The 18,847-nt window shown below is 71.9% G+C and carries 19 protein-coding genes and 1 pseudogene; 14 read left to right on the forward strand and 6 right to left on the reverse strand.

The annotated features are described in order from the left end of the window. The 4 genes from EF918_RS08390 to EF918_RS08410 all read left to right on the forward strand — a co-directional run. Nucleotides 1–866 (forward strand): hypothetical protein (locus tag EF918_RS08390; protein ID WP_312847819.1); only part of this gene is annotated, 866 nt, incomplete at its 5' end. Between the two features lie 284 nt (nucleotides 867–1,150). Next, nucleotides 1,151–1,723 carry an FABP family protein gene (locus EF918_RS08400; RefSeq protein WP_125643246.1) on the forward strand — a complete coding sequence of 191 codons (573 nt, stop codon included), beginning with the start codon at nucleotides 1,151–1,153 and terminating at the stop codon, nucleotides 1,721–1,723. A gap of 97 nt (nucleotides 1,724–1,820) precedes the next feature. Next, nucleotides 1,821–2,258 (forward strand): Fur family transcriptional regulator, encoded by a 438-nt coding sequence (locus EF918_RS08405; RefSeq protein WP_125643249.1) that lies wholly within the window; start codon nucleotides 1,821–1,823, stop codon nucleotides 2,256–2,258. A gap of 21 nt (nucleotides 2,259–2,279) precedes the next feature. After that, nucleotides 2,280–3,245, forward strand: a complete 966-nt coding sequence (locus EF918_RS08410; protein WP_125643252.1) for a folate-binding protein YgfZ — start codon at nucleotides 2,280–2,282, stop codon at nucleotides 3,243–3,245. A gap of 54 nt (nucleotides 3,246–3,299) precedes the next feature. On the opposite strand, the gene dtd is transcribed toward EF918_RS08410, so the two are convergent. Then, the gene (gene dtd, locus EF918_RS08415; protein ID WP_125643255.1) at nucleotides 3,300–3,725 is read right to left on the reverse strand and encodes a D-aminoacyl-tRNA deacylase; all 426 of its coding nucleotides are present in this window, start codon (nucleotides 3,723–3,725) and stop codon (nucleotides 3,300–3,302) included. Nucleotides 3,726–3,855: 130 nt separating this feature from the next. Between dtd and EF918_RS08420 the strand changes: the two genes are divergently transcribed. The 6 genes from EF918_RS08420 to EF918_RS08445 all read left to right on the forward strand — a co-directional run bounded on the left by EF918_RS08420 (nucleotide 3,856) and on the right by EF918_RS08445 (nucleotide 8,151). Next, entirely contained in the window at nucleotides 3,856–4,449 is a 594-nt protein-coding gene (locus EF918_RS08420; protein WP_125643258.1) for an ABC transporter substrate-binding protein, read from the forward strand. Nucleotides 4,450–4,515: 66 nt separating this feature from the next. Then, the gene (locus EF918_RS08425; RefSeq protein WP_125643261.1) at nucleotides 4,516–5,769 is read left to right on the forward strand and encodes a GNAT family N-acetyltransferase; all 1,254 of its coding nucleotides are present in this window, start codon (nucleotides 4,516–4,518) and stop codon (nucleotides 5,767–5,769) included. Between the two features lie 22 nt (nucleotides 5,770–5,791). Further along, nucleotides 5,792–6,613 (forward strand): putative protein N(5)-glutamine methyltransferase, encoded by an 822-nt coding sequence (locus EF918_RS08430; RefSeq protein ID WP_260609979.1) that lies wholly within the window; start codon nucleotides 5,792–5,794, stop codon nucleotides 6,611–6,613. A gap of 77 nt (nucleotides 6,614–6,690) precedes the next feature. After that, nucleotides 6,691–7,086 (forward strand): helix-turn-helix domain-containing protein, encoded by a 396-nt coding sequence (locus EF918_RS08435; RefSeq protein WP_125643265.1) that lies wholly within the window; start codon nucleotides 6,691–6,693, stop codon nucleotides 7,084–7,086. Between the two features lie 25 nt (nucleotides 7,087–7,111). Further along, a complete protein-coding gene (locus tag EF918_RS08440; RefSeq protein ID WP_125643269.1) occupies nucleotides 7,112–7,675 on the forward strand; it encodes a hypothetical protein in 564 nt (187 codons plus the stop codon). A gap of 125 nt (nucleotides 7,676–7,800) precedes the next feature. Further along, entirely contained in the window at nucleotides 7,801–8,151 is a 351-nt protein-coding gene (locus EF918_RS08445; RefSeq protein WP_125643272.1) for a DUF2516 family protein, read from the forward strand. Here EF918_RS08445 and EF918_RS08450 read toward each other — a convergent pair. From EF918_RS08450 to EF918_RS08460, 3 genes are all read right to left on the reverse strand, one after another. Continuing rightward, entirely contained in the window at nucleotides 8,133–9,518 is a 1,386-nt protein-coding gene (locus tag EF918_RS08450; RefSeq protein ID WP_125643275.1) for a PP2C family protein-serine/threonine phosphatase, read from the reverse strand. The genes EF918_RS08445 and EF918_RS08450 overlap by 19 nt on opposite strands. Nucleotides 9,519–9,718: 200 nt before the next feature. Then, nucleotides 9,719–10,597, reverse strand: a complete 879-nt coding sequence (locus EF918_RS08455; protein WP_260609984.1) for an NlpC/P60 family protein — start codon at nucleotides 10,595–10,597, stop codon at nucleotides 9,719–9,721. Further along, the gene (locus EF918_RS08460; RefSeq protein WP_260609980.1) at nucleotides 10,495–11,322 is read right to left on the reverse strand and encodes a class I SAM-dependent methyltransferase; all 828 of its coding nucleotides are present in this window, start codon (nucleotides 11,320–11,322) and stop codon (nucleotides 10,495–10,497) included. The genes EF918_RS08455 and EF918_RS08460 overlap by 103 nt, the downstream gene beginning before the upstream one ends. A gap of 243 nt (nucleotides 11,323–11,565) precedes the next feature. Here EF918_RS08460 and mshA point away from each other — a divergent pair, with 243 nt between their 5' ends. Next, nucleotides 11,566–12,891 carry a D-inositol-3-phosphate glycosyltransferase gene (gene mshA, locus EF918_RS08465; RefSeq protein ID WP_260609986.1) on the forward strand — a complete coding sequence of 442 codons (1,326 nt, stop codon included), beginning with the start codon at nucleotides 11,566–11,568 and terminating at the stop codon, nucleotides 12,889–12,891. Further along, a complete protein-coding gene (locus EF918_RS08470; protein ID WP_125643284.1) occupies nucleotides 12,884–13,375 on the forward strand; it encodes a YbjN domain-containing protein in 492 nt (163 codons plus the stop codon). The genes mshA and EF918_RS08470 overlap by 8 nt, the downstream gene beginning before the upstream one ends. On the opposite strand, the gene EF918_RS08475 is transcribed toward EF918_RS08470, so the two are convergent. Then, nucleotides 13,353–14,738: an MFS transporter gene (locus tag EF918_RS08475; protein WP_125643287.1), complete on the reverse strand. Its 1,386-nt coding sequence runs from the start codon at nucleotides 14,736–14,738 to the stop codon at nucleotides 13,353–13,355. The two genes, EF918_RS08470 and EF918_RS08475, sit on opposite strands and share 23 nt — an antisense overlap. Before the next feature lie 165 nt (nucleotides 14,739–14,903). Between EF918_RS08475 and EF918_RS08480 the strand changes: the two genes are divergently transcribed. Next, the gene (locus EF918_RS08480; RefSeq protein WP_125643290.1) at nucleotides 14,904–15,665 is read left to right on the forward strand and encodes a phosphoglyceromutase; all 762 of its coding nucleotides are present in this window, start codon (nucleotides 14,904–14,906) and stop codon (nucleotides 15,663–15,665) included. A 114-nt stretch (nucleotides 15,666–15,779) separates the two neighbouring features. Here EF918_RS08480 and EF918_RS08485 read toward each other — a convergent pair. After that, a pseudogene (locus tag EF918_RS08485) lies at nucleotides 15,780–16,442 on the reverse strand (tyrosine-type recombinase/integrase); the annotation flags it as partial. Nucleotides 16,443–16,732: 290 nt separating this feature from the next. Here EF918_RS08485 and EF918_RS08490 point away from each other — a divergent pair. Beyond that, complete coding sequence (locus tag EF918_RS08490; RefSeq protein ID WP_125643293.1) at nucleotides 16,733–18,811, forward strand: lipopolysaccharide assembly protein LapB; 2,079 nt, start codon at nucleotides 16,733–16,735, stop codon at nucleotides 18,809–18,811. Nucleotides 18,812–18,847: the final 36 nt, after the last annotated feature.

Genomic DNA, 18,847 nt, shown 5'->3' on the forward strand with positions numbered 1-18,847 from the left:
GCGCGGCCTCGGGGGCAGTGGGGACGGCCGCCGCCCCCGAGGCCGCGCCGGCCGTCCCCACTGCCCCCGAGGCCGCGCCGGCCGCGCCCGCCCCCGCCGGGGACCGCCGGGTGCTGCGTGCCGCCCTGCGGTGGACGGCGGCCGTGGCCGTCTTCGCCGTGACCGGGGCCGGGGTCGCGTACGGGATCACCCGCGCCGAGCGGACCGACCTCCCGGGCCTGGCGACGCGGACCGACGGCCGCTGGACGTACCCGGCCCTGGTCAAGCCGGACCTCCCCGCCGGAGCCCCGCTGCCCTTCGCCCCCGACAACCGGGACGGCATCCACTACGCGGCCCTGAGCCGGCTCCTGCTGCCGGCCCCGAACGGCTCCGCACCCGATGCCACGCTCAAGGCGGACAAGGACGGCGCGATCCCGGTCGACGCCTTCCTGGAGGAGTACTCCGCCGACGAACGGCCGAAGATGAAGGACGCCCTCACCCACGACGGCCTGCGCCAGATCGTCGGCCGCGGCTGGACCATGCCGGACGGCACCCGCACCCACGTCTACCTGCTGCGCTTCCAGGCCTCGGGCTTCGCGGACGCCTTCACCGGCTGCGGCCCCGACGCGAAGATCGCCGGCGCGCCCGTGCTGGAGGACGACCAGGGGTGGGTGCGGCACGAGGGGGAGCGCCCGGGCGGCACCGCCACCTCCGGGATCCGGGTCACCGTCCAGCAGGAGCCCCTGCCGGCCGGTGACGAGCAGACCAAGCTCGGCTGCGTGCTGGCCGGCGACGTACGGGCCGTGATCGTCCAGACCCGCAAGGGAGAACTCCCGCCCGTTCCGGTGCGGCAGGCCGTCGTCCTGCAGGAGCAGCTCCTCGGCTGATCATCGGTACGGCGTACCTCACAGAGTGGGCCGGTCCCGGGGCCAGTAGGCTGGGGGCCGGCCCCTTGCCTTCCTCCGGGCGACCCTGGAGGAACCGACGAACCCTTCCGAGGAGCACCCCGTGCTTGAGGCATTCTTCACCTCCCTGCTGGTCCTGGTCTGCGTCGGCGTCCTCGCCTTCACCGGCCTGGCCGTGAAGAAGCTCTACCAGGGTCAGCGCTGACCTCACCGTCACCCGCGACCGCCCCGGACCCCCTCCCTACAGATCGCCTGAGCTGCCACCCATGATCCAGATCCCCTCCGACCTGAACCCGGGCCTCGTCCCCCTCGCCTTCCTCCTCGGTACCTGGGAGGGCGCGGGCGTCTTCGACTTCCCCGGTGACGAGAAGTGCAACTTCGGCCAGGAAGTCGTCTTCCGCCACGACGGCCGGGACTTCCTGGAGTACTCCTCCCGTACCTGGGCCCTCGACGCCGAGGGCAACAAGGTCCGGCCGCTGGAGTCGGAGTCCGGCTACTGGCGCATCGACGACAGCCGCAACGTCGAGGTCGTCATGGTCCGTGACCAGGGCGTCGTCGAGGTCTGGTACGGCGAGCTGGCCGACCAGAAGCCGCAGATCGACCTGACCACGGACGCGGTCGCCCGGACCGCGGCCTCCGGCCCGTACAGCGGTGGCAAGCGGCTGTACGGCTACGTCAAGGGCGACCTGATGTGGGTCGGCGAGAAGGCCACCCCGGACGTCGAGCTGCGCCCGTACATGTCGGCCCAGCTCAAGAAGGTCGTCACGCCCGAGGAGGTCGCCGAGATGGCGCGCAACCTCCCGGACATGCCGGACGACGGCATCGCCTTCTTCCGCTGAGCCGGCCCGCACGGGCCCGGTGGGCCCTGAGAGCCCTGACGGAGGGGGTCGCGGTCGCTCTCGACCGCGGCCCCCTCCGCGCCCTTACACTGGCCCCGTGGTGACCACCGACTGGAAGAGCGACCTGCGGCAGCGCGGCTACCGGCTGACGCCGCAGCGCCAGCTTGTCCTGGAGGCCGTCGACACCCTGGAGCACGCCACCCCGGACGACATCCTCGTCGAGGTGCGCCGGACCGCCTCCGGGGTGAACATCTCCACGGTCTACCGGACGCTGGAGCTGCTGGAGGAGCTGGGCCTGGTCTCGCACGCCCACCTCGGGCACGGCGCGCCGACGTACCACCTCGCCGACCGGCACCACCACATCCACCTGGTGTGCCGGGACTGCCAGGAGGTCATCGAGGCCGACCAGGACATCGCCGCCGACTTCACCGCGCAACTGCGCGCCACCTTCGGTTTCGAGACCGACATGAAACACTTCGCGATCTTCGGCCGCTGCCGCGGCTGTGCCGCCGAGCACCGCGCGGGGACCTCGTAGGACAGTCGTAGGCTTGGGCGCATGACCAGCCCTTTGCTCAATCTTCCCGGCGCCGTGGCGGCAGAAGGCCGTGACGAGGGCGTCGCCGCCCACTACGGCGAGCTGTACGGCGAGCAGCGTGCCCTCGCGGACGGCCGGGGTTTCGTCGACCTCTCGCACCGCGGTGTCGTCACCGTCTCCGGCCCGGAACGGCTGAGCTGGCTGCACCTGCTGCTCACCCAGCACATGACCGACCTGCCGCCGGGACGGGCCACCGAGGCGCTGATCCTCTCCGCGAACGGCCACATCGAGCACGCCCTGTACCTCGTGGACGACGGCGAGACGGTGTGGGCGCACGTGGAGCCGGGCACCCAGGAGGCGCTGATCGGCTACCTGGAGTCGATGAAGTTCTTCTACCGGGTCGAGGTCGCCGACCGCACCGCCGACTTCGCGGTGGTCCACCTGCCCGCCGGGTCCGTGGTGGAGCCGGCCAAGGAGCACGTGGTCCGGGAGACCGCGTACGGCCGTGACGTGTTCCTGCCGCGCGGCGAGCTGACGGCCTTCGCCGCCGCGCACGGCCCGGCCGCCGGCCTGCTGGCCTACGAGGCCCTGCGCGTCGAGGGGCACCGGCCGCGGCTGGGCCTGGAGACCGACCACCGGACGATCCCGCACGAGCTGGGCTGGATCGGCGTCGCCGTGCACCTGCAGAAGGGCTGCTACCGCGGCCAGGAGACGGTCGCCCGGGTCCACAACCTGGGCAAGCCGCCGCGCCGGCTGGTCTTCCTGCACCTGGACGGCTCCGAGGTGCACCTGCCGCCGCACGGCGCGCCCGTACGGCTGGCCGCCGACGGCCCGGAGGGCCGTCAGCTCGGCTTCGTCACCACCGCGGTGCGCCACCACGAGCTCGGCCCGATCGCGCTCGCGCTGGTGAAGCGGAACGTGCCGGTGGACGCGCCGCTGTTGGCCGGTCCGACGGCGGCCGCGCAGGAGGTCGTGGTCGAGCCGTAGCGGCGGCGGCCGCCGCCGCCCCCGTCCGGACGCGGGCGGCCCGGCGTCGGCGGCTCAGATGTCGATGACGAGGGTGAACGGGCCGTGGTTGGTGAGCGAGACCCGCATGTCCGCCCCGAACCGGCCCGTCGCCACCGTCGCCCCGAGCTCCCGCAGCTGCGCGACGACCTCGTCGACCAGCGGCTCGGCGACCGGGCCGGGCGCGGCCGCGTTCCAGGTGGGGCGGCGGCCCTTGCGGGCGTCGCCGTAGAGCGTGAACTGGGAGATCACCAGCAGGGGCGCGTCGACGTCGCTGCAGGACTTCTCGCCGTCCAGCAGTCGCACCGACCACAGCTTGCGCGCCAGCTGCGCCGCCTTCTCCGGGGTGTCGTCGTGGGTGACCCCCACCAGGACGCACAGCCCCTCGCCCACGATCTCGCCGACCGTCTCGCCGGCCACCACGACGCTCGCGCCGTCCACCCTCTGCACCACTGCTCGCATACCACCTGTGTACCAGGCGTGCACCCGTCCGGGGCCGATCGGGTGGACGGGGACGGCCGGGCCGCACGGTCAGTGGCACGATGCGTACAGGCGGTGCTCCCGCACCGGTCGAGGGGACGGACACGTTCTGATGACTACTTCTGGCACTGACACCGGCACCGGCACGGTACGGCCGCCCGCGCAGCGGGGCACCACCCCGACCGCGCCGCCCGCTCCCGCGCCCGACGCCCCCGAGCCGGTCACCGCGCTCGGGCTGCCCGAGCTGCGGGCGCTGCGCCGGGACGCGCAGCGCGACGAGGCCGACCTGAGCTACGTACGGCGGCTGCTCCAGGGCCGGATCGACATCCTGCGGGCCGAACTGGCCCGCCGGGCCGACCCGGAGGCGCCCGCGGTGTACGAACCGCCCGTGGTGGACCGGCTGTCGGAGATCCTCGCCGACGCCCCGTCACGGCGCAGTGCCTCCGCGCGGCACGTGACGCTGGGGACCCCGCAGAGCGAGGAGTTCCGGCGGCTGGCCGCCGAGATGCTGGCCGACGTCGAACTGTCCGACCTCGACGCGCGGACGGACGGGGAACTGCACGAGGGGATGGCCCGGCTGACCCGTTACGAGCAGCAGGTCTCGCGGCGGCGCCAGCAGTTGCAGCGGCTGGCCGACGACTGCAGCAGGGAGATCACCCGGCGCTACCGGGAGGGCGAGGCGCAGGTGGACGACCTGCTGGCGTAGCCGGCGGGCGGGCGGGCGCGGATAAATCAGGCGACGTGCGACGGGTCGCCGGTTAGCGTGCGGCCCATGAGCGATGTCGACGTCAGGCTGATCACCGAAGCGGAGTTCACGGACTGGATCCGGGCCAACCAGATCGGATTCCTGGACGCGCCGAGCGCGACCCCCGAGGACGCCGCCCTACGGCTGAAGTGGACCGACCTCGGCCGGGTGCGCGGCGGCTACGACCGGGCGACCGGGCGGTGCGTGGCGACGTTCCGCAGCTTCGCGCAGGAGGTGTCGGTGCCCGGCGGCGGCCGGGTCGCGTCCTCGGCGATCAGCAACGTCTCGGTGCTGTCCACCCATCGCCGGCGCGGTCTGCTGAGCCGCATGATGGCCGACGAGCTCGCCGCCGCCCGCGAGCGCGGGGACGTGGTCTCCACCCTGATCGCCGCCGAGCACCCGATCTACGGCCGGTTCGGCTACGGCCCCGCCACCTCGCTGGTGGAGTGGGAGGTCGACGTCCGGCGGGCCGGCTTCGACCGGCGCCGGTCCACGCCGGAGTGCGGCGGGCGGATCGACGTGGTGGACGCGGCGCAGGTCCGGGAGTTCGGCCCGGGTCTGCTGGACCGGCTGGCCGCGCGGACGGCGGGCGTGGTCAGCCGCGGCTGGTGGAACTGGAACATGGCCACCGGCCTGGACCGCCCGTCCTTCCGCCCGTACACCGGGCAGATCTTCGCCGCGTACCGCTCGCCGGAGGGCCGGACCGACGGCTATGTCGCCTACCGCTCGGACGACAGGTGGAGCGACGCCAAGGTGCCGGTGAACACGTTGACGGTCACCGAGCTGCTCGCCGTGACCCCGCAGGCGGAGCGGGCGCTGTGGCAGTTCGTCTGCACCACCGACTACGTGACCACGGTCCGCACCGGATACCGCGCCCCCGACGACCTCCTGCCGGACCTGCTGCCCGACCCGCGTGCCGCGCACACGGTCACGGCCGCCGACCAGCTCTGGATCCGCCTGCTGGACGTGCCGGCCGCGCTGTCGGCCCGTACGTACGAGGCGCCGGGCACGCTGGTGCTGGAGGTGACGGACGCGACGGGACCGGCCGCCGGCCGCTACCGGCTGGACGCGGCCGCGGGCGAGTGCGTGCGCGTGGACGAGGCGGTGCCGGCGGACCTGCGCCTGGACGCGGGCGTGTTGGGCTCGCTCTACCTGGGCGGCGGCTCGGCGGTACGGCTGGCGGCGCTGGGCCGGGTCGCGGAGCTGCGGTCCGGGGCGGTGGCCCGGGCCGAGCTGGTCTTCCGTACGGCCCGTAGCCCGTGGTGCCCGGACGTCTTCTGAGGCGGCCGACGACGATGGACCCATGGACGTGACCATGGACGTACCCACGGACGGGGAGCGACCGGTGAGCGGATCGATCGTCGAGGCCCTGCGCGCGGCGGGCTGTGTCTTCGCCGAGGAGGAGGCCGGGCTGCTGACCGAGGCCGCCGCCGACGGGGCGGAGCTGGCCGCGCTGGTGGCCCGGCGGGCGGCGGGCGAGCCCCTGGAGCACGTGGTGGGCTGGGCGGAGTTCTGCGGGCTGCGGATGGCGGTGGGCGAGGGAGTGTTCGTGCCGCGGCGCCGCACGGAGTTCCTGGTCCAGGAGGCGGCGGGGCTGGCCCGGCCCGGCGCGGTGGTGCTGGACCTGTGCTGCGGGGTGGGCGCGATCGGGGCGGCCGTCGCGGCGGAGCTGGCCGGCGCGGTCGAGCTGCACGCCGCCGACATCGACCCGGTGGCCCTCTCCTACGCCCGCCGCAACCTCGCCGCGTTCGGCGGCCGGGTCCACGAGGGCGACCTCTACGCGGCCCTGCCGCGGTCGCTGCGGGGCCGGGTGGACGTGCTGGTGGTCAACGCCCCGTACGTGCCGACGGACGCGATCGGCCTGCTCCCGGCCGAGGCCCGCGACCACGAGCCCCGGACCGCGCTGGACGGCGGCCCGGACGGCCTGGACGTCCAGCGCCGGGTGGCGGCGGCCGCCCCGGCCTGGCTCGCCCCGGGCGGCCACCTGCTGATCGAGACGAGCGCCCGCCAGGCCCCCTCCACCGCCGCGGCCCTGACCGCGGCGGGGCTCGCGGTCCGCGCCACCACCTCGGAGGACCTGCACGCCACGGTGGTGATCGGACGGCGGGAGGTGGCGGTGGGCTGAGGGTGCTCCGCCCGACGCGTGGGAGATGTTGCAAGCGGGCGCTTGCAAAAGTTAGCAAGGTGGGGGAGGATCGGTGCATGGCATCGCTCAATGTCGGCAATCTCGGTGAGTTCCTGCGGGAGCAGCGGCGGCAGGCCCAGCTCTCGTTGCGGCAGCTCGCCGATGCCGCGGGCGTGTCCAATCCGTACCTGAGTCAGATCGAGCGCGGGCTGCGCAAGCCGAGCGCGGAGATCCTCCAGCAGCTGGCCAAGGCGCTGCGGATCTCGGCGGAGACGCTGTACGTGCAGGCCGGGATCCTTGATGAGCGGGACCGGGGCGAGGTGGAGACGCGGGCCGTCATCCTCGCCGACCCGAGCATCAACGAGCGGCAGAAGCAGGTGCTGCTCCAGATCTACGAGTCGTTCCGCAAGGAGAACGGGCTCGGCGCCGACCCCGACGCAGGTCACGGCGAGCCGTCGCCGTCCACGAACTGAACTGTGATCCGGGAGGACCAGCCCCATGGCCATCGTCGATGACCTGAAGAAGACCCTCACCGACCCGACCCCCCTCTACTTCGCCGCCGGCACGGCCGACCTCGCCGTGCAGCAGGCCAAGAAGGTGCCCGCGCTGATCGAGCAGGTGCGCGAGCAGGCGCCCGCCCGTATCGAGGCCGTCCGCAACACCGACCCGAAGGTGGTGCAGGAGAAGGCCAAGGAGGTCCAGGACGCGGTGACCGCCAAGGTCACCGAGGTGCTCGGCTCCTTCGACCCGAAGAAGCTCGGCGAGGCCGCCCAGGACCTCGCGCTGCGCGGGGTCGGCGTCGCCGCCGAGTACGCGGTGCGCGCCAAGGAGACGTACGACAAGGTCGCCGAGCACGGCGAGCAGACCGTGCGCGCCTGGCGCGGCGAGGTCGCCGAGGAGATCGTCGAGGTCGCCACGGTCGTCGAGCCCGACCCGGCGCCGGCCGCCGAGCCGGAGCAGGCCGCCACCGGGGGCTCCGCGGCCGAGGAGGCCAAGCCGGCGGCGCGCCGGACCGGCACGCGCAAGGCCCCGGCCAAGAAGGCCGCGGTCACCGAGGGCTGAGCAGGCGTACGGCGGAACGGGTCGGGCACCTTGGGGGTGTCCGGCCCGTTCTCTCGGTAGCGTGGAGCGTGGCAGGCGGGGCAGTCCCGACGGTCGGGCACGAGGCGGCAGAGGCGGTAGGCGACATGTTGATGGACAAGTTCGATTCCATCTGGGTGCTGATCGACATCGGCATGCTGGTGTTCGCCGCCGCGGCCTGCGCGCTCGCGGCCGTCGCGCGGACCGACGCCTACCGGGCGGCCGGCAAGCAGACCAAGACCTTCTGGACGACGGTGCTCGGCTTCACCGTCCTGTTCGACTTCCTGGTGTGGTGGGGCGTCCTCGGCGGGTTGATGTTCCTGCAGATCGCCGGCCTGATCGCCAGCATCGTCTTCATGGTCGACGTCCGGCCCGCCCTCGCCGAGGTCGGCGGGGGCTGGCGGCGCGGGGGCAGCAGCAGCGACGGGCCGTACGGGCCCTACAACGGCGGGCGCTGAGCCGCGGCCGCCGCTCCGGGCGCCCCGGCCCGGGTGGCCCGGGGGCGCGAGCGGGTGCCCGCCCGGTCCAGCAGGACCACGGCCACGTCGTCGGTGAGCTCGCCGCCGTTGAGCCGGCGGGCCTCGGTGACGGCCGCCTCCAGCAGCCGTTCGCCGCGCAGGCCCCGCTCCAGGTGCCGGTTGATCATGTCCACCATGCCGTCCTGGCCGAGCCGCTCACGGCCCTCGCCGATCCGGCCCTCGATCAGCCCGTCCGTGTACATCAGCAGGCTCCAGGTGCCGCCCAGCTCCACCTGCCGGCGCGGCCAGCGGGCCTTGGGCAGCAGACCGAGCGCGGGACCGCTGTCCTCGTACGGCAGCAGCCGCGCGGGCCGGCCCGGCCGGGTGATCAGCGGGGCCGGATGGCCGGCCAGGCACAGGCCCGCGCTGCGGCCGTCGGGGGAGATGTCCACGGTGCACAGCGTCGCGAAGATCTCCTCGCAGGGACGTTCCACCTCCAGCACCTGCTGCAGCGTGGCCAGCAGCTCGTCCCCGCACAGCCCGGCCAGGGTCAGCGCCCGCCAGGCGATCCGCAGCTCCACGCCCAGGGCGGCCTCGTCCGGGCCGTGGCCGCAGACGTCGCCGATCATGGCGTGGACCGTGCCGTCCGGCGTGCGCACGGTGTCGTAGAAGTCGCCGCCCAGCAGGGCCCGGCTGCGCCCGGCGTGGTAGCGGGCGGCGAACCGCAGGTCGGAGCCCTCCAGCAGCGGAGTGGGCAGCAGGCCGCGTTCGAGCCGGGCGTTCTCCTGGGCCCGCAGCCGGGACTCGGCGAGCTTGTACTGGGCGATGTCGGCCCGCTTGCGCTCCACCGCGTAGCGCACGGCGCGGTTGAGCAGCCGCCCGTCGAGCTCGTCGCGGAAGAGGAAGTCGGTGGCGCCCACCCGGACCGCCTCGGCCGCGCGCTCGGCGTCGGCCTCGGAGGTGACGACCAGCACGGCGTGCCGCGGGGCGAGCCGCAGCAGCTCCCGCAGGGTGTCCAGCCGGTCCCCGGCGGACCCGTCCGCGGCCGTCGCCGGTCCGGTCCCGGTCGCGGACCCGGCCGGCGCGCCCGCCGGTGCCGCCCGGGTGGCGGTGCGCGGCAGCGAGAGGTCGAGCAGGACGCAGTGCACGTCCGGGGTGAGCAGCCGCGCGGCCTCGGTGAGGTTACGCGCGGTGCGCAGCCGGATGCGGTGCCCGTCGGTGTCGAGGACCTCGGGGACGGTCAGACCTCCGGCGGGGTCGTCGTCGATCACCAGCAGGGTCAGGACCTGCGGTGTCGCGCTGGGCAGGGTGGCCTGACCGCTCTCCGCGGCCGGGGTGTCCCTCTGCCGCGGTACGGGTACGGGCATCGATTCGGGTTCCTTCCCTCCCCCCGAGGGTGCGCTCGGAGGCGACCCTAGCGGCCCTTGACCGGAGACCGTCAATGGCCAAGGTCTCACCTGCCGCCGTCATGTGCCGATATCGCGTACGTCGTCCCGTTCCCCGGGATGACGTACGTCACGACCGGGGCCCTTCCCGTCTCGTCCCCCGGGACGCCGGCGCCGGCCCGTTACGCGTCCGGCCGGACGATCGCCTTGATCGGCATCGAGCCCGCCCCCGCGAGGGTCACGCTGCGGCCCGGGCGCGGGGCGTGGACCATCGCGCCGTCGCCGACGTACATCCCGACGTGGCTGGCGTCGTCGAAGTAGATGATCAGATCGCCGGGGCGCATGTCCTTGACCGCGACCTTGGGCAGCAGTCGCAGCTGCTCCTGCGAGGTCCGCGGGATGGTGCGCCCCGCGGCCCGCCAGGCCTGGGAGGTCAGGCCGGAGCAGTCGAAGGAGTCCGGACCCTCGGCGCCCCACACGTACGGCTTGCCGATCTGGGCGACCGCGTAGGCGAGGGCCCGCTTGCCGCCCTCCGACGCCGCGCCGTGGGTCCCGTTCAGCACGCCGGTGGAGAGCCAGGCCTTCTGCGCCTTGTACTGGTCCTCCTGTTCGAGCTGGAGCAGCCGGGCCTTCTCCTCGGCCTCCAGCTTGTTCTCCAGCTCCTCCGCGGCCTTGATCTTCTGCTCGATCTCCCTCTTGGCGTTCTCCTGCTTGACCCGGTTCTCCTCCAGGACCTGCCAGCGTGCGCTCGCGTCGATGGCGTACTGCTGCAACTGCTTCTGGGTGCGGGTCAGTTCGGAGATGGTGCCGGCCGTGGCCTTCTCGCCCTGGCGCAACAGGTCCTGGCCGATGAGGTACATGCTCGGGTCGCTGCTCAGTGCGAGCTGGGCGCCCGGCGGCAGGCCGCCCGAGCGGTACTGGGCACGGGCCGCGGCGCCGGCCTTGTTCTTCAGCCCGGTCAGCCGCTCCTGCCCGTCCTGCACCTTGCGGGCGAGCTCGACGATCTTCTCGGACTGGGCCTTGGTCTCGCCCTCGGCGAGGTGGTACGCGTCCGTGGCCAGTCCACCGCCAGCGACCGCGCCGTGCGGATCCACCGCTGCCGGGCGCCCAGCGAGGCGTACGGGGCCGCCGCCGCCCAGGCCCGGTCGAAGTCCTTCAGGAACGCGTGCACCGGCTCACCCGGCACGTTCCGGTGGATCAGCGCCTTGGGTAGCCGTTCCGCCAGGTCCGAGGGCCGCTCCAGGGAGCCCAGCCGGGTCGCGAAGGTCACCGTGCGCGCTCCCTCCGGGCCCAGCGCCACCCACACGTGCCGTCGCCCGATCTCGTCGCAGGTCCCCTCCACCAGCAGACCCTCCGGGGTCAGCCGCGCGCACAGCCGCCGCCAGACCGCCTCGACCTGCTCCTCGTCGTACTGCCGCAGCACGTTCGCCGCCCGGATCAGCGCGGGCCGCTCACCGCCGTCCAGCGGCACCTCGAAACCGCCGTGCCGGAAGGACAGCCCCTCCTGCTCGTACGGCTTCGCGGCCGTCACCCGGGCCGGCTCGATCTCGATGCCGACCACCCGCACCCGCGGGGCCGCCGTCCGCAGCCGGGCCAGCAGCTCCACCGCCGTCCACGGCGCGGCCCCGTACCCCAGGTCGACGGCCACGGGCGCGTCGGCCCGGCGCAGCGCCGGCCCGTGCACGGCGGCGATCCAGCGGTCCATGCGGCGCAGCCGGTTCGGGTTGGTGGTCCCGCGGGTGACCGTGCCCACCGGGCGGCTCGGGGGAGGGGTGCGGGAGGCCATGCGCCGAGGGTAAGCGGAACGACCGGCCCGGATAAAAATCCGGCAAACCTCCAGGGAGCCGCCCGACCGTGGAATGCCGGACGGCCCCCCGCTGGTTGCACCCGGTGAAGGGCGTACCGCGCCCTCGTCGTCATGCCCGGACGTCAGGCCCCCTGACCTATGCCCGCAAGGCCCCGAACCGAGAGGACTGCTCCCTTGAGCCAGTACGTGTCCCGGCTCGGAGGCAGGCTCGCCGCCGGCCGCCTGTCCCGCCACGCGGAGCAGCACCGGCTGCGCCTGCCGGCCGTCGTCCACCACCGCAGGCCGCGCCGCGTGGCCATGCTCAGCGTGCACACCTCGCCCCTGCACCAGCCCGGCACCGGCGACGCCGGCGGGATGAACGTCTACATCGTGGAGCTCGCCAAGCGGCTGGCCGCGATCAACATCGAGGTGGAGATCTTCACCCGGGCCACCGAGGGCGGCCTCCCGCCGTGCGTGGAGCTGGCCCCCGGCGTGCTCGTGCGGCACGTGGACGCCGGCCCCTACGAGGGCCTGGCCAAGGAGGAGCTCCCGGCCCAGCTGTGCGCCTTCACCCACGGGGTGATGCAGGCCTGGGCCGGCCACCGGCCCGGCTACTACGACCTGGTCCACTCCCACTACTGGCTCTCCGGCCACGTCGGCTGGCTGGCCGCCCAGCGCTGGGGCGTGCCGCTGGTGCACGCCATGCACACCATGGCCAAGGTCAAGAACGCCGCCCTGGCCGCCGGGGACACCCCCGAGCCGGCCGCCCGGGTGATCGGCGAGACCCAGGTCGTGGCCGCCGCCGACCGGCTGATCGCCAACACCGCCGAGGAGGCCGACGAGCTCGTCCGGTACTACGACGCCGACCCCGCCAAGGTCGCCGTCGTCCACCCCGGCGTGAACCTCGACCGCTTCACCGTCGGCGACGGCCGGGCCGCCGCCCGGGCCCGCCTCGGCCTGCCGCAGGACGCGCTGATACCGCTGTTCGCCGGCCGGATCCAGCCGCTGAAGGCCCCCGACGTGCTGCTGCGCGCCGTGGCGCACCTGGTCGACCAGGACCCCTCGCTGCGCCGCCGCCTCTTCGTTCCCGTCGTCGGCGGTCCCAGCGGCAGCGGCCTGGCCAAGCCCGAGGGGTTGCAGAAGCTCGCCGCCGCGCTGGGCATCACCGACCTGGTCCACTTCCACCCGCCGGTGGCGCAGGACCGGCTCGCCGACTGGTTCCGGGCCGCGTCCGTGCTGGTCATGCCCTCGTACAACGAGTCCTTCGGGCTGGTCGCCATCGAGGCCCAGGCCGCCGGCACGCCGGTGCTCGCCGCCGAGGTCGGCGGCCTGCCGGTCGCCGTCGACGACGGGGTCACCGGCCTGCTCGTGCCCGGCCACGACCCGGCCGACTACGCCGCCCGGCTGCGCCGGTTCGCCGACGACCCCGCCCTGGCCGACCGGATGGGCCGCGCGGCCGCCCGGCACGCCCAGTCCTTCGGCTGGGACACCGCCGCGAGCGGCACGGCCGACGTGTACACCGCGGCCGTGCAGGAGCACCGCCGTCGCGTACGCTCCCCCCATGCCTGACACCGCGGAGATCATCGAGAGCACCCTGGCCGACGCCGGGCTGACCTGGGAGTCCCCCGGGCCGGGCGCGTACGTCGTCCAGCTCCCCGGCACCCGCAAGCTGTCGACGACCTGCTCGCTGAAGGTCGGACGGCACTCGCTGTCGGTCAACGCCTTCGTCATCCGGCACCCCGACGAGAACGAGCAGGGCGTCCACCGCTGGCTGCTGGAGCGCAACCTCAAGCTCTACGGCGTCGGCTACGCGGTGGACGCGCTCGGCGACATCTACCTGGCCGGCCGGCTCCCGCTGGCGGCGGTCACGCCCGAGGAGCTCGACCGGATCCTCGGCACCGTCCTGGAGGCCTCGGACGGCGCCTTCAACACCCTGCTGGAGCTGGGTTTCGCCGGCGCCATCAAGCGGGAGTACGAGTGGCGCGTCTCGCGTGGCGAGTCCACCCGCAACCTGGACGCCTTCAAGCACCTCACCCAGCCGTCGACGGCCTGACCCCGACGGGCTCCGCCCCGGCCCCGGCCGGGGTCCTGGCCCCGTCGCCGTTGCTGCCGCTGTCGCTGTCGCTGTCGCTGTCGCTGTCGCTGTCGCCGTCGCCGTCCGCGTCCGCCCCGGCGGGCTTCGCGGGCGCGGCCGCGGCCGGGGTCGGGAGGTCGCGCATCAGGAGCCAGTAGCCGGCGCCCGCCACGGTGCCCAGGACACCGGTGGCCACCCAGAGCCACACCGCTCCGAAGCTGTCGATCACCGAACCCGCCATCAGCGGCGCCACCAGCGAGGCCACCGCCCAGGACATCGTGTACACGCCCTGGTAGCGGCCCCGGCCGTGGACCGGGGACAGGCGGACGACCATGCTCATCTGGACCGGCGAGTTGATCACCTCGCCGAGGGTCCACACGCACACCGTCAGCGCGTACACCGCCAGCGATCCGGCGAACGCCGTCAGCGCGAAGCCGTAACCGACCAGCAGCGCCGAGACCACCAGCAGCCGCCGCGGGTCGCGCTGCTCGACGAACCGGGTGACCGGCAGCTGGATCAGCACGATCAGCACCCCGTTCACCGCGATGACCAGGCCGTAGTCCCCGGGCGAGTACCCTTCCGCGCCCATCGCCACCGGTAGGCCCACCGACCCCTGGCTGAAGATCAGCGAGATCAGGAACGACAGCCCGACCACACCCATGAACCGGCCGTCGCGCAGCACCGACAGCAGCCCGATCTCCCCGGCGCCGCCCCCGCCCCCGCCCGCACCGGCCGCCGCGTCCCGCTCCGGGCGGGACTCGGGCAGCTTGACGTAGACGAGCAGGGCGCAGGCCAGGGTCAGCGCGGCCTCGACCAGGAAGCCGGCCAGGTAGCTGAACTCGGCGATGAATCCGGCACCGACCGAGCTGACGGCGAAGCCGAGGTTGATCGCCCAGTAGTTCAGCGCGAACGCCCGCACCCGGTCCTCGGGGGCCACGATGTCGGCCATCATCGCCTGCACCGCCGGGCGGGAGGCGTTCGAGGCCATGCCCACCAGGAGCGCGACCGCCGCGATGGCCGCCGGGTGCTCCATGAAGCCGAGCAGCGCCACCGTCAGCGCCGTGGCGACGTTCGCGGCCAGCATCGTCGGCCGCCGCCCGAGCCGGTCCGTCAGCACTCCCGCGACCAGCGAGGAGACGACCCCGCCCAGCCCGTGCAGGGCGGCCACGAGTCCCGCGAAGGACGCCGAGTAGCCCCGCTCCAGGGTCAGGTACAGGGCCATGAAGGTGGCGACGAAGGCCCCGAGCCGGTTCACCAGCGTGCTCGCCCACAGCCACCAGAAGGCGCGCGGCAGACCGGAGACGCTCTCGCGTGCGGCCCGTCTGACGGACTCAACGGACATACGGAAATCCCCCCGGCGGTGTAAGTGGCCCTCCAGCAAGCGGCACGTTACAAATGCGGCTCCGCCGTGCGCCACCGAATTGACGCGGGCCGTCAATCGGCGCCCCGGCGGGGCGGCACCCGGGCCGCGCGCCGCTGCCCCGGGGCGTCCATTAGGCTCGTCGGCATGGCCGACGCACCGTACAAGCTGATCCTCCTCCGCCACGGCGAGAGCGAGTGGAACGCGAAGAACCTGTTCACCGGCTGGGTGGACGTCAACCTCAACGAGAAGGGCGAGAAGGAGGCGGTCCGCGGCGGTGAGCTGCTCAAGGACGCCGGCCTGCTGCCCGACGTGGTCCACACGTCCCTCCAGAAGCGCGCGATCCGCACCGCGCAGCTCGCCCTGGAGGCCGCCGACCGCCACTGGATCCCGGTCCACCGCTCCTGGCGGCTGAACGAGCGCCACTACGGTGCGCTCCAGGGCAAGGACAAGGCCCAGACCCTCGCCGAGTTCGGCGAGGAGCAGTTCATGCTGTGGCGCCGCTCGTACGACACCCCGCCGCCGGCCCTCGAGGACGGCACCGAGTTCTCCCAGTCCGAGGACCCGCGCTACGCGACGATCCCGCCGGAGCTGCGCCCGCGCACGGAGTGCCTGAAGGACGTCGTCGTCCGCATGCTGCCGTACTGGTACGACGGCATCGTCCCGGACCTCCTGGCCGGCCGCACGGTCCTGGTCGCCGCCCACGGCAACTCGCTCCGCGCCCTGGTCAAGCACCTGGACGGCATCTCCGACGCCGACATCGCGGGCCTGAACATCCCGACCGGCATCCCGCTCTCCTACGAGCTCGACGCCGACTTCAAGCCCCTCAACCCGGGCGGCACCTACCTCGACCCGGAGGCCGCCGCGGCCGCCATCGAGGCCGTCAAGAACCAGGGCAAGAAGAAGTAAGCGCTAACGAGTAAGCCCCCTACCTGCGGTTTCTCCGCTGGGAGGGGGCTTTTCGCCGTCTCTGGGCCGTCAGGGCAGGTCCGACCGCGCCGTGTCGAAGACGGCGGCGACCGCCTAGCGGGTGCGCTCCTGGCTCGACGGCATGAGCACCGAGGCGTAGAAGTGGCGCAGAGCATGCATGGCGTTCTCGCGCGCCCCGGCGTACGACCCGCCTGGCTTCCGCTCGGGGATCACGCCGGCCGAGGCGAGGGCCCGCTTCCAGGCCTCTTCGTTGAGCGACGTACGCCAGATGTGCCCGCCGCGGGGCCCGGTGAAGATCAGCCGCTTGGTCACCGGAGGACCGCCCGCCACCTTCCACGGCAAGGTGATCTCGACCGCAGGGAGCCGCTTCATGTGGGCCCGACGGGCGTCAGCGACTGGGCCGGGAAGCGGTACGTCCCGGAGCTTGCCACCCTTCGGCGGGGCCGAATACCGGCTTGCTGCCGCTCAGCTTGAGCTGCTCGATCACGTGGAGGGTGTCCGACTCGAAGTCGATCGCGTCGACGGTCACGCCCAGGATCTCGCTCTGCCGAGGGCCGCAGCCGCCGCCAGGTCGACCATGGCTTGGTAACGCTCGGGCATGGCGGCCCGGACAGCGGAGACCCGTTCCGGCGTCCAGGTCACGACGCGCTTGTTGTCCACAGTCGGTGGACGGACTGAGCGTGCGGCGCACGGGTTCCGGGGGAGGTGCCCGTCGTCCACGGCCGCGCTGAGGGCGGCACGCACGTGGGGGTAGATCCACCCGACCACGGTGCCATGATCACTCGCGCCGAAGCAGCTCCAGGCCCAAAGCCGCTCTGCCGGCCGCGGTGCCTGCTGCCCGTTCCCGGTCGGTCCGGACTCCGACTTTTCCAGGTCTGTGCAGGTCTCTACGTGCCAGCATGGGCTGCTGTGCAGGCCGGACAGCCCGGAGGCGACTATGCAGGCTGCGGTGGCGAGTTCTGGCGACATTGATCACCGGCGGCAATCGATCGTAAGACAGCAAGAGGCGAGTCACCGAAACCGGCGCATTGAGAGATAGGACACGGGTGGAGCAAAATGGCCCCGATCGGGTACGTCAGCAGGCAAAGGCCTCGGGGAACGCGCAAATCATCCAGGTAGCTGGAGATCAGCATATCTACGTCCATGCTTTGGAGGGCGTGCCACCTCTGCCGAACGCCAGCGTAGAGAAGGCCCGCCCAGTGTCAGAATGGACAGCGGCGCAGCTAGGGGTCCATGCGGCCATCTCCGGTGAACAACACAGCAAATCAGGGCCATTTGTTCTGCCAACGTACCTGCGAAGGCATCACGACGAAGGGCTCCGTGACCGCATCGAGACTATTGCACGTGGCGCCCTCACTGAGTTCGAAGTTCTACGCGGGGGGTCATGCACGGGCAAGACTCGTACTGCCTTTGAAGCTGTGCAGGCCTGTGTGTCAGATTGGCAACTGCTGTTCCCTAAAGATGCAGGCAGTTTGCTCGCGTCCCTGGCCGCTGATGTTGTCCAGCCACAGACCGTGCTGTGGCTTAACGAAGCGCAGAACTATCTGGATGGCCCTGCCGGGGAGGCATGTGCCGCTGCGCTGCGCCGCCTGCTGGAGGCCGATGGTCCCCGTATTGTTATTGCGACACTGTGGCCGGAGTATTATCAGGAATATTCAACCAGCCAAGTTCGAGAAAGGGCGCAGGTTCGGGCTTTATTGGATCAGGCAACGGTCCACGATGTACCGGATCACTTCAGCGGCATTGACCTGACGGCGCTGGAGCAGAAGATCCATCTTGACCGGTCGTTGGCTACAGTGCACCACACGAGCAAGGCTACGGGCTTGGTCACCCAAACTCTGGCTGCCGGACCGGACTTGGTCGACCATTACGAGCGTCCTACTGGCCCCTTCGGTCCATACGGAAAGGCTCTCATCACCGCAGCCATCGACGCCCAGCGGCTCGGTGTCACGGAGCCGTTGCCACTGGACTTCCTCACTGCCGCGGTTCCCGGCTACCTCACCGATACCCAGCGAGCTACTGCACCCCACGACTGGGAAACACATGCTCTTGCCTATGCTCGCGCCCCCATCAAAAACGTAGTATCGGCCTTCTCCCCCGTGCCGCACCCAATTGGCATGGGTGCTTGCCCTGGCGTGGTTCAGCTCGCCGACTACCTGTTCCACCACGGCCGAAGCGGCCGGCGCTTTGACGTCCCGCCGGAATCGTTCTGGAACGCCGCCCATTTGCTTGCAAACGCCGCTGACCTTCATGCCCTGGCCGACGCGGCCCGCGCAAGAGGGCGAATATTCCACGCAACGAGCCTCTATCTACGGATCGCTGAAAGACCTGGCGTACTGGCCTTGCTGACAGAAATGGCACATCAAGTCGGAAACGAGAGCCGCGCCGAGACTTTTGCGTACCAGGCTGCCGAAAGGGGAGACGGTAGCGCGCTCGTCATCCTAGCCGCAGCTCGGATGGAGGACGGTGACTCAAACGGAGCCGAGCCTCTTTATCGCCAGGCCGCCGATCTAGGTCACCCAGAAGCTTTGCTCGCCTTGGGGCACATTCGCAAAAGGGCCCGAGACTCGATCAGAGCAGAGCAGTTCTACCGCCAAGCTATGGATGGCGGCCTGTCCGGATATGGACTCACTGAAGCCCGCCGCGCCTTGGCTGAGATCGTTAGAAAATTTGGTCGTCAAGGAGAAGCAGAAAGATTGCAACGCCAGGCAGCCGGAGGCGTTCAGCAATTCCGGCTTCGCAGCCTTGTCGATATTCAGCAACGTGCGGGCAGTAAGGAGGTTGCCGAAAGTAAATTCGAGGAGTTCGCTGCCGATGGTGACCGGATGGCGCTCGTAGTACTTGCTGAGATGCGTGAAGACGCCGGAGATAAGGCGGCGGCAGAGGAATATGCACACAAGGCCGCAGCCGCTGGACTCATGGATGGGCTGGCCAATCTGGCAATCATTCGTGCGAACGCTGGTGATCTTGCCTCGGCAGAGCGTCTGGCTCGCCTGGCTGCCGACGGCGGCGTGACCTGGGCGTTGTGGGAGCTGGCTCGAGTAGACAAAGACCAGTCTCAGTGGAGGAGGGTCCTTCGGTATGGCTTGACAGCAGACGGCCACCCATCTGACTCATGGTGGTAGAAGTCGTAGCGAATTCACTTCGTCGTCTTTACACGC

This window comes from Streptomyces sp. WAC06614 (assembly GCF_003949795.1).
Taxonomy (GTDB): domain Bacteria; phylum Actinomycetota; class Actinomycetes; order Streptomycetales; family Streptomycetaceae; genus Streptomyces.